Source organism: Kocuria sp. ZOR0020 (assembly GCF_000800955.1).
GTDB classification, from domain to species: domain Bacteria; phylum Actinomycetota; class Actinomycetes; order Actinomycetales; family Micrococcaceae; genus Kocuria; species Kocuria subflava.
Window position 1 is genome coordinate 1 of sequence record NZ_JROX01000101.1, and the last position, 9,476, is coordinate 9,476.

Annotated in this window: 9 protein-coding genes and 1 riboswitch; all 9 genes read right to left on the reverse strand. The window is 63.1% G+C overall.

Features of this window, described 5'->3' with window-relative positions; genetic code table 11:
• Positions 1-40: 40 nt before the first annotated feature.
• On the reverse strand, positions 41-874 hold the full coding sequence (locus L979_RS06775; RefSeq protein ID WP_047690792.1) for a hypothetical protein: 834 nt from the start codon (positions 872-874) through the stop codon (positions 41-43).
• Positions 875-959: 85 nt separating this feature from the next.
• Positions 960-1,838 (reverse strand): hypothetical protein, encoded by an 879-nt coding sequence (locus L979_RS06780; protein WP_047690793.1) that lies wholly within the window; start codon positions 1,836-1,838, stop codon positions 960-962.
• 154 nt (positions 1,839-1,992) lie between these two features.
• Complete coding sequence (locus L979_RS06785; protein WP_156125462.1) at positions 1,993-2,409, reverse strand: hypothetical protein; 417 nt, start codon at positions 2,407-2,409, stop codon at positions 1,993-1,995.
• Between the two features lie 217 nt (positions 2,410-2,626).
• Complete coding sequence (locus L979_RS06790; protein WP_047690797.1) at positions 2,627-3,508, reverse strand: DUF4081 domain-containing GNAT family N-acetyltransferase; 882 nt, start codon at positions 3,506-3,508, stop codon at positions 2,627-2,629.
• Positions 3,505-4,668 carry a flavodoxin-dependent (E)-4-hydroxy-3-methylbut-2-enyl-diphosphate synthase gene (gene ispG / locus L979_RS06795; protein ID WP_197052089.1) on the reverse strand — a complete coding sequence of 388 codons (1,164 nt, stop codon included), beginning with the start codon at positions 4,666-4,668 and terminating at the stop codon, positions 3,505-3,507. The genes L979_RS06790 and ispG overlap by 4 nt, the downstream gene beginning before the upstream one ends.
• Before the next feature lie 103 nt (positions 4,669-4,771).
• Complete coding sequence (locus L979_RS06800) at positions 4,772-6,121, reverse strand: site-2 protease family protein (RefSeq protein WP_047690799.1); 1,350 nt, start codon at positions 6,119-6,121, stop codon at positions 4,772-4,774.
• A 387-nt stretch (positions 6,122-6,508) separates the two neighbouring features.
• Positions 6,509-7,165, reverse strand: coding sequence for a methionine ABC transporter permease (locus L979_RS06805; protein WP_047690801.1), 657 nt, complete (start codon positions 7,163-7,165; stop codon positions 6,509-6,511).
• The gene (locus tag L979_RS06810; protein ID WP_369792979.1) at positions 7,162-8,187 is read right to left on the reverse strand and encodes a methionine ABC transporter ATP-binding protein; all 1,026 of its coding nucleotides are present in this window, start codon (positions 8,185-8,187) and stop codon (positions 7,162-7,164) included. Before L979_RS06810 ends, L979_RS06805 begins: the two co-directional genes overlap by 4 nt.
• Before the next feature lie 53 nt (positions 8,188-8,240).
• Positions 8,241-9,116: a MetQ/NlpA family ABC transporter substrate-binding protein gene (locus tag L979_RS06815; RefSeq protein ID WP_047690802.1), complete on the reverse strand. Its 876-nt coding sequence runs from the start codon at positions 9,114-9,116 to the stop codon at positions 8,241-8,243.
• 83 nt (positions 9,117-9,199) lie between these two features.
• Positions 9,200-9,313: riboswitch (SAM riboswitch) on the reverse strand.
• Positions 9,314-9,476 lie beyond the last annotated feature (163 nt).

A 9,476-nucleotide genomic window follows, 5' to 3' on the forward strand; every position in this document is an offset into this window, starting at 1 on the left:
GCTCAGGCTGTGCCCCGCCGCTCAGGCTGTGCCCCGCCGCTCAGGCGTCTTGGAGCAGTTCAGCCACCTCACTCAACATGGCCTCGTAGTCTGCCCGCTGACCGTCGTACTCACTCGTAGAAATCGCGGTAACCACAGAGTTGCCGTACACCATGCGCCCGGTGTGCACATCCATGCTGCCGCCTGCGCCCGTGGCGGTGAACGTGGTGGTGATGGCGGTTTCAGCGTCCTTCACGGAGATTTCCTCATCCGTGAGCTCAATGTCCATGGCGGCGCCGTCCAGCGCCATGGTGGCCTGCTCACAGTCCTGAGTGCTGTCACGGAAGCCCTGGAGCTCAGTTTCCGCCTCATCCACGGAGTCATAGGTGTGCACCGTGATGATCACGGAACCGTCCTGATCAGCAGCCACCACCGATTCATCCACGTTGGACTGCATCACACCACCCATGAAAGACCCCTGGACCGGGTCCGAGCACTGGGCCGGGTCCACAGTGACCACACCCATGGCTTCCTGCAGCAGAGCAGGAATGTCGTAACCGGAGGCTTCCATGATGGAGGCTGTGGCGGCATTGACCTGAACCCCGTCAACGGTCTGGCCGTTCATCGCACCCATCACTCGGCTGTTGGTCAAGTCCGTGGGTGCCCCGGATGCGGAAGTACTGGTTTCTGTTGCCGTGGGTGACGCGCTGGAGGTTTCCGTCTCCGTGGGCTCCGGAGACTGGGTGGCCTCTTCCGTCTGCGTGGTGGTGGGCTCGGGAGTTGCGGTGTCGTCTGCCGAATCGTCGTCGCCGCCAAACAGGCCGCAGCCGGAGAGTGCCAGCAAAGCTGCTGCGGAGGTCGCCGTGACGAGTGCAAAACGTCGTTGAGTTGCCATGGTGTGGTGCTCCTTGATCTGAGGTGAACAACAGTCGTCGCCTGGCGGACCCAGGGGTACACCAGGCAACGATCAGTGGGAGGGGTCAGGAATCGGTGGGGCTGGCCGTGGGGCTGGCGGTCTCGCCCGGGCTGGCGGATCCAGTGGGTTCAACGGGACCGTCCACGAATGCCTGAGCCAAATCACTCATGGAGCTCTGAAGCTCATCCTCGCTGGCGGGGCTGGCCGTGGACGAGCTGCTGCCTCCACCAACCACGGAAGCCCCCGTGCCTGGAACCACCATGACCACCATGTTGCCCACGCTCATGGCTGAGGTGCTGAAGGTGCTCTCACCCTCTGCGTCGGGGCTGGCAGTCGAGTCCTCATTGGTGCCGGTACCGGAGAACACCAAGGTCTCCCCGGCCCCCTCCACCTCGGGACTGGACGTGGAGGAGTTCACCGTGGTCCCATCCCCCATGGAGGAGAGTGTGAATTCCTGGCAGTCGTCCAGGCTGGACTTCAGGTCCTTGACGGCCTGGTCAGCGGCATCCCGGGAATCCATGACGCGGACGGAAATCGTTTCGTCGTTCGGACCGGTTCCACCCACCATGTCATCTGTGTGCTCCGTGACGCCCTCGCCGTTCAGGGCGCCGGCGGTGACAGCGGTGATCACCGGGTCCTTGCACTCAGCGGGATCACTGTCGATCAGGTCCATCATGGCGCCCATCATGGATGATGCATCCTGGGCTTCTGCGTCCTGCATGCCCTCACGGAGGGAGACGACGTCACTGACCTCCTCCCCGTCAACCGTGGCTGAAGCCAGCGTGGACTCAGCGGTGTCCACGGTGTAGTCATCTGGGGCCACCACGGGTGTGGGGCTGGGTGATTCCTCACCTCCGTTGCCGCCTCCACCATTGCCACAGGCGGTCAGGGCCAGCACACACACAGCGCCCGTTGCCAACAAGAACTTCGACTTCTCAGCCATGTTTCTCCCCTTGATCGGCCGGCTCCACCTGCAGTGGCACAGGTCGGACTTCATCCGGCGTTGGTGTGGATCACACTAATGCTTTGCAGATGCGAACTCCAGTCCTCACGGCGGGTTCTGTGTCAGAGTCGGTCGTATGACATGACATGACGGGTCATGAGGAGATCCTGGACTGGCCGATTGGATTCGGGGACGGTCCGTCCACCAGGCCCGCAGCAACGTCATCAAGCGCACCTGTGATGACTGAGTTCTCCTCCTGCCCCTGGGTGGACCCACCACTGGGCGACTCCACAGTCCATCCTTCAAGGTCGTTGATCAGAACCACCACGTTGCCCACGCTCATGCCGCTGCCCACGATCGTCTGTTCGCCGTCATCCGCCTGGGCGGTCATCACGAACGCCGCGCCTGCACCATCAATCTCCGGCGTGAAGTGGGTGGTGGTCATCTCCAACTGGGCACCGATGTCATCGGACATGGTGAATTCCGGGCAATCCACGTACGTCTGCGCCATGGATCGGATCTTCTTCTCCGCAGCGTCCGGCGATTCAAAGGCTCGAGCAGCAAGAGTCAAGCCGGAATCCGTTTCCCCTGTCACGATGTCATCCAGAAGCTCTGGTGAGTCGACCGCTTGACCGACCAACCCGTCAGTGGTCAATGGGCCCGGAGCATTGACGGATGGGAGCTCCCCAGGCGCGAATTGCCTGATCAGGCTAACCTTGGAGCAGCAGCGGTGTCCTGTTCATTCACGACGACGCAGACGCCCTCCAGACTTGTGACAACACATGACGTCAGAACAAAACCGTGGCAAATGAACTCACCTGCCGGAATCCGGCACGGTGGTAGGTCTTCAGGGCAGGCAGGTTGTACGAGTTCACGTAGAGGCTCACGGTGGGCCACCTGTGGCGAACATCCTCCACCACGGAGGTCATGAAGGGCGCGGCCAATCCCTGCCCTCGGTACTCCGGTGCCACCCACACGCCCTGGATCTGACAGATTTGGCCGGCCGCAGCGCCGATGTCCGCCTTGAACACCACCTTGTTCTCCCGCATGACCACGTATGTTCTGGCCTTGGTGACCAGATGGGCCACGCGCAGTACGTAACTTGACTCCTTGCTGGTGTCCGGGGCGTAGCCCACTTCCTCCGTGAACATGGCCGCACTGGCCGGAAGAACCTTGGCAAAATCGGAACGGCGCGCCAGCCGGACCTCCGGATGGGGCTGACTCAGGCTCTGCTCACTGGCAACCAGGAAGGGTTGGTCCTCACGCACCGCAAACGGATCAGACCATCGGTGCTTGACCGACTCCCACAAACCCAGAACTCCACGTTGCGGGCCGAAGAAGGATGCCCGTGGCGAGCGTGCGGTCAGCAGATGATCGGCCACCAGCTTGACGCCGTCGTCGTCCAGGGCAACGGGGACCACGTTGCTGCCCACCCAGCAGGCCCCAGTCAGTTCCATGGGCTGCGAGCGCCGCCCCGGCAGGCCCAGACCACGCCGGGTGACGCCCACCACTGGTGCCGTCTGAGGTGTGGGGGCCGCCCGGAAGTTGCCCACATTCTCGGCAACAAAGGCTGAGGTCACCTGGTGGGTGGCCATCAACTGGTCCAGCGCCCCGGACGGGACGGCGTGCGGTGGGACCAGTCTGGAACCGGTCCCGGAGAAGAACTTCATCCGGCCACGGTGACGGAGGGTGTACCCGTTTCCTCGGCGCCTTCAGCGTCCATCTCCTCCGCAATGCGGTTGGCTTCTGCAATCAGGGTTTCCACGATCTGGTCCTCGGCAACCGTACGAATGACCTCGCCCTTGACAAAGATCTGGCCCTTGCCGTTGCCGGAGGCCACACCCAGGTCGGCTTCGCGAGCCTCACCCGGTCCGTTGACCACACAACCCATGACTGCCACGCGCAGGGGCACGGTCAGGTCCTTCAGCCCCTCCGTGACGTCATCGGCCAGCTTGTAGACGTCCACCTGGGCGCGGCCGCAGGAGGGGCAGGAGACGATTTCCAGCTTCTTGGGGCGCAGACCCAAGGACTGCAGGATCTGGCTGCCGACCTTGACCTCCTCCACCGGAGGTGCGGAGAGGGACACCCGGATGGTGTCGCCGATGCCCTGGGAGAGCAGAGCGCCGAAGGCGGTGGCGGACTTGATGGTGCCTTGAAAAGCAGGACCTGCCTCCGTGACACCCAAGTGCAGCGGCCAGTCCCCCTCAGCAGCCAGAAGCTGGTAGGCGCGAACCATGGTGACGGGGTCGTTGTGCTTGACGGAGATCTTGAAGTCGTGGAAGTCGTGCTCCTCGAACAAGGAGGCCTCCCATTTGGCCGACTCCATCAGTGCCTCAGGAGTGGCCTTGCCGTACTTCTCCATCAAGCGGCGGTCCAGCGAGCCCGCGTTGACACCGATGCGGATGGAGACCCCGGCGTCTTTGGCGGCCTTGGCGATGTCGCCCACCTGGTCATCGAACTTGCGGATGTTGCCGGGGTTCACGCGGACACCGGCGCATCCGGCGTCGATGGCTGCAAAGACGTACTTGGGCTGGAAGTGGATGTCTGCGATCACCGGGATGGGGGACTTCATGGCGATGATGGGTAGGGCATCGGCGTCGTCCTGGGACGGGCAGGCCACCCGGACAATGTCGCAACCGGCAGCGTTGAGCTCCGCGATCTGCTGCAGTGTGGAGTTGATGTCCGTGGTGGGCGTGGTGGTCATGGACTGCACGCTCACCGGCGAATCGGAGCCCACCCCCACGGAGCCCACGCGGATCTGCCGGGTGCGCCGACGAGGCGAGAGGACGGGCTGAGGTGCTGCGGGCATGCCCAGGCTGACCGGACTCACAAATGCTCCTGACACGTAGGTGTTGTGTTCTTGGGCAACAGTGCGCGGTTGCGCCGCTGCCGATCCTCCATTGTGCCCCAGGTGGAGCACACCGGGTGCCTGCTCAGAACAATCTGACCGGTTCGATGATGTCCGCCAGCACCAGGACCACGGTCATGACCAGGAAACATCCCACCACCACATACGTGAGCGGAAGTAGCTTCAGGGGGTCAAACGGACCGGGATCCTTGCGGCCGGTGAGCTTGGCGAAGCTACGGCGCAGTTTCTCCCACAGCGCACCGGCCACATGCCCTCCGTCCAGAGGCAGCAGCGGTAGCAGATTGAAGGCGAACAAGGCCATGTTCACGGATCCGATCAACCCCACCAGGGTGGCTGACTTCTCCCTGAGGTTCAGCTGGTCCGTGGTGGCCACTTCACCGGAGATCCTGCCCACACCCACCACGGACATGGGCCCGTTGGGATCGCGCGGGGCATCAGTCACGGTGGAGACCGCGGTGTTCCACACGTTCACCGGCAATCGCCACAGCACGCCTGCCACATTGCTCAAGGCATCCCACACCGCACCGGGAACTTCCGTGACGGGCTGGGGCACCAAGTCAAAACGTGGGCTCACACCAATGAAGCCAACTTCCTGCAAGACGTACTGGCCGCCCTCCACGACCGCATCCCCGTTGTCATCCATCACAGGGCGTTCGGTGAGCAGAGGGGTGATGGTTGTGGTGGTTTCCTGGCCGTCACGCTCATAGACCAGCGGAACTTCCCGGTTGCCCTGCTCCCGGATGATGGTGGTCAGCTCCTCCCAGGAACCCACCTCCTGACCGTTGATGGACACCACCCGGTCCCCCGGCTCCAGTCCGGCGGCATGGGCAGGGGCCTCCGTGTCGGCCTCCGTGCATCGGGTCCGCGTTTGTTGTGCCTGTTCTGCGTCCGCCTCCACCTGGATCACGCACTCATTGACCGTGGAAATCTGCGTGGTGGGCGCTTCCCGGCCGAATCCCATGATCAGCACGGCTATGCACACCACCGCGATCACCAGGTTCATGAACGGCCCGCCCAACATGATGATCAGACGCTTGTACACGGGCAACTTGTAGAATGCCCGGTCCTCGTCCCCCGGCTGGGAGTGCAGGTCCTCCTGGCTGCGGGTCTCCGTCACGGCCTGCTGGAACAACCCGGTGGAATCCATGCAGGGCGCCTCGCCCTTGGCCGGAGGGTACATCCCCACCATGGCCACGTATCCCCCCAGAGGGACGGCCTTGAGCCCGTACTCGGTCTCGCCGCGTCGTCGGGAAAAAATGGTGCGACCGAACCCCACCATGTACTGCCGCACCCGCACCTTGAACAGCTTGGCGGGGACCAGGTGCCCCACCTCATGTAGGGCGATGGAGAGCACAAAGGCCACGGCGGCGATCAGCACACCAACCACGTAGAGCAGAACAGTCACGGCGGACATGCAACCACACTCCCCCGGCAGTTACCCACAGTCCACCCGTGGATTCCCAGGGCCGGGTACGGTTTCGCCACCGTCAAGTACGCATTCCGCCAGCTTCCCGGCCACATTCTGGTCATTCCCGTACTCAGCCGTGGTTTTTGCGTACCCGTTTCTTCACAACGACGACGCCACCCGCCATCCGTCGTCGTCGCACCTGCGGTCAGGTGGGGTCGAGAGAATTGAGCGCCTTCCTTGGACTGCTTCGCTTGACGTCCTGCGGAAGGCGCTCAATTCTCTGGCCTGGCGTTGCACGGGGGCCGGGCACGACAAAGCCCCTCCGCAGCGGACCTCAAGCGAAGCAGTCCAAGGAGGGGCTTTGTCGTGCCCGGTTCAGCCAGGTGGATGGCGTCAGCGGCGCATGATCTTGCGGGCCATGGAGTTGCCCACGAACTGCACCAGCTGAACCAGCACGATGATCACGGCCACGGCGGCCCAGGTGACCTCGTCGTTGAACCGCTGGTAACCCAGGCGCAGCGCAAAGTCACCCAAACCACCGGCGCCGATGGCACCGGCCATGGCGGACATGTCCGTAACACCGATGACCAGGAAGGTGTAGCCCAACACCAGGGGCCCAAGGGCCTCCGGCAGGATCACCGTGGTGATGATCTTGGGGCGGGAGACCCCCATGGAACGGGCAGCCTCCACCACACCGGGATCCACGGACATCAAGTTCTGTTCCACAATGCGAGCCACCGCGAACACGGCGGCGATGGACATGGTGAAGATCGCCGCATTCTGCCCCAGGCGGGTGCCGATCACGGAGTCCGTCAGCGGCCCCAGAGCCGCCAGCAGAATGATGAACGGGATGGGGCGAACAAAGTTCACCACCAAGTTGATCGCGGTGTTGACCACGCGACTGGCGTAGAGGTTTCCGGGCCTGGTGACGTAGAGCGCCACGCCAAAGAACAAGCCAACCAGACCCGCGATGATCATGGTCACGGAGACCATGTAGAGGGTTTCGCCGATGGCGGTCAGCAGTTGGGGACCCATGGTGGACCAGTTCATGCCGACACCTCCTTCACCGTGGTCAGTTCACCCAAGGCGGCAATGGTCTCCTCCACGGCCTGCGGTTCACCGGCCAGATCCAAAGTCAGGGACCCAAAGGACTGCTTCTGCAGCACAGAGACCCCACCGAACACGATCCGGAAGTTCACTCCGCGGGCGGCAGCTGAGGACATAACGGAACCCACGTCCACGCCGTCGCGAACATCCACCACCACCAAACGGCCCCGACTGTGCTGGCTCAGGTGAGCCAACTCCTCCGAGTTGGGGGCGTCATGGCTGACGGTGCCCACAAAACGCCGGGCGGTTTCGGTCTGCGGGGCGGAGAAGATGCGGGCCGTGGGGCCCTCCTCAATCACTCGCCCGCTGTCCATCACGGCCACACGGTCCGCGATGGAGCGAACCACGTCCATCTCATGGGTGATCAGCACCACCGTGATGCCGAACTCCCGGTTGGCCCGGCGCAACAAGCCGAGCACTTCCTGCGTGGTGTCCGGGTCCAGCGCGGACGTGGATTCATCCGCCAGCAGGATCTTGGGCTGAGCAGCCAGCGCACGGGCAATGCCCACACGCTGCTTCTGCCCACCGGAAAGCTGTTCCGGGTAATTCCCGGCACGTTCCGTGAGACCCACGAACTGCAGCAGTTCCTCCACCCGCGCCTTGCGCTTGGCCTTGTCCCACCCGGCACGGATCAACGGGTACTCCACGTTGCCGGCCACGGTGCGGGAAGTGAACAGATTGAACTGCTGGAAGATCATGCCGATGTCCCGGCGCACCGGAGCCAACTGGTCCTCGGTCCGGCCATCCACCTGATGCCCGTCCACCTGGATCTTGCCGCTGGTGGCAGGCTCCAAGCCGTTGATCATGCGCACCAAGGTGGACTTGCCGGCACCGGAGTAACCGATCACACCGTAAATCTCACCGCGGCGAATGTTCAGAGAAACATCCTCCACAGCGGTCACTTCCCGCCGGCCCTTGCCCTTGCCGGTCACAAACGTCTTGGTGGCGTTCTCGAAACGAACGATCACCTCAGCGTCTTCACCAGGCCTGGACAAAGGGCTGCCCGTTACCGTCGAGGTCACTTCTTGAGGTCTTCCTGGTAGTCAGCCAGGATCTGGTCCATGTCCTCGCGGGAGAGGTCCAGGGACACGGCGGTGTCGCGGGACTCCTCGGCCTCCGCCTCCAGCACGGAGTCCGTGTGGAACAGCTCGGCAACCTTGTTCAAGGTTTCGTCGTCGGCGTTGGCCTCGGTGGTGGTGAACAGGTTGACGTAGGGGTAGGAGCTCTCCTCGCCCACGCCGTCCTCGGCCAGTGCGTCCTGGGGGTTCAGGTCGGCGCGCTCCAGGAAGTCGTTGTTGACCACGGAGGCCGCCACAGAATCCAGGGAGAGCACAGTCTGCTCAGCGGACACAGGTGTGACCCGAACCTTGGAGTTCTCCGTGTCCACGTCCGACTCGGTGGGTGCGGTGGTTTCTGAGGTGAACTGCACCAGATCGTTGGCTTCCAGAAGCAGCAGGGCGCGCGTCTGGTTGATGGAGTCATTGGGGATCGCGATTTCATCGCCCTCCTGGATCTGGTCCGGGGAATCGTACTGGTTGGAGTAGATGCCCATGGGGTAGATCGAGGTGGAAACAATCGGCACCACGTCCTCGCCGGAGTTGTTCCGGTAGTCCGCCAGGTAGGCGATGTGCTGGAAGCGTGCCATGTCGATGTCACCGTTGACGGTTGCGGGGTTCACCTGGCTGTAATCGCCGAACTCGCGCAGCTCCACGGTGATCCCCTCTTCAGCGGCAGCGTCCACGATGGCCTGGTCCACGGGAGATGAACCGATCACGCCCAGGGTGATGACCTCGTCGTCGTAGGGGCCTTCAGCGGATTCGGAACCACCGCAGGCGGCCAGGGTGAGGCCCAGGACGGTGGTGACTGCCAGTGCGGAAACTCGGTAAGCGCGCATGGGAGGGTGTGCCTTTCATTCGTGATGCGTGGGTCTGGTACCCGAGCACACACGATGAATCACCCTGTGAGGTGCGGAGTTTGATTCCGTGCTTGCCGCAGGTCCGTTGACCGGAGCCGGATGTGCATCTGGGGCACCCCACCACGTGAGAGGGTTGCCGCCCGGCCAGCCAGAGCTTTCCACCGGGACTCGTCATCCAATGTCCACGATGTTAGCACCCGGCGTTCTCACGGGAACGGGGCGGTGGCCTTTTTCTGCTGGCGTGCGCGCAATCTCACAAAACCGTCGATCAACCTCGTGTGTTCACCATGCGAACACACTTAACGCACACGAACACACAAGTTCACCAAGAAACCAACT

Excerpts from the sequence above, each read along its gene's own strand:
- L979_RS06815 (WP_047690802.1), bottom strand. The coding sequence starts at position 9,116 with ATGCGCGCTTACCGAGTTTCCGCACTGGCAGTCACCACCGTCCTGGGC.
- L979_RS06775 (WP_047690792.1), bottom strand. The coding sequence starts at position 874 with ATGGCAACTCAACGACGTTTTGCACTCGTCACGGCGACCTCCGCAGCA.
- L979_RS06790 (WP_047690797.1), bottom strand. The coding sequence starts at position 3,508 with ATGAAGTTCTTCTCCGGGACCGGTTCCAGACTGGTCCCACCGCACGCC.
- L979_RS06780 (WP_047690793.1), bottom strand. The coding sequence starts at position 1,838 with ATGGCTGAGAAGTCGAAGTTCTTGTTGGCAACGGGCGCTGTGTGTGTG.
- L979_RS06805 (WP_047690801.1), bottom strand. The coding sequence starts at position 7,165 with ATGAACTGGTCCACCATGGGTCCCCAACTGCTGACCGCCATCGGCGAA.
- L979_RS06800 (WP_047690799.1), bottom strand. The coding sequence starts at position 6,121 with ATGTCCGCCGTGACTGTTCTGCTCTACGTGGTTGGTGTGCTGATCGCC.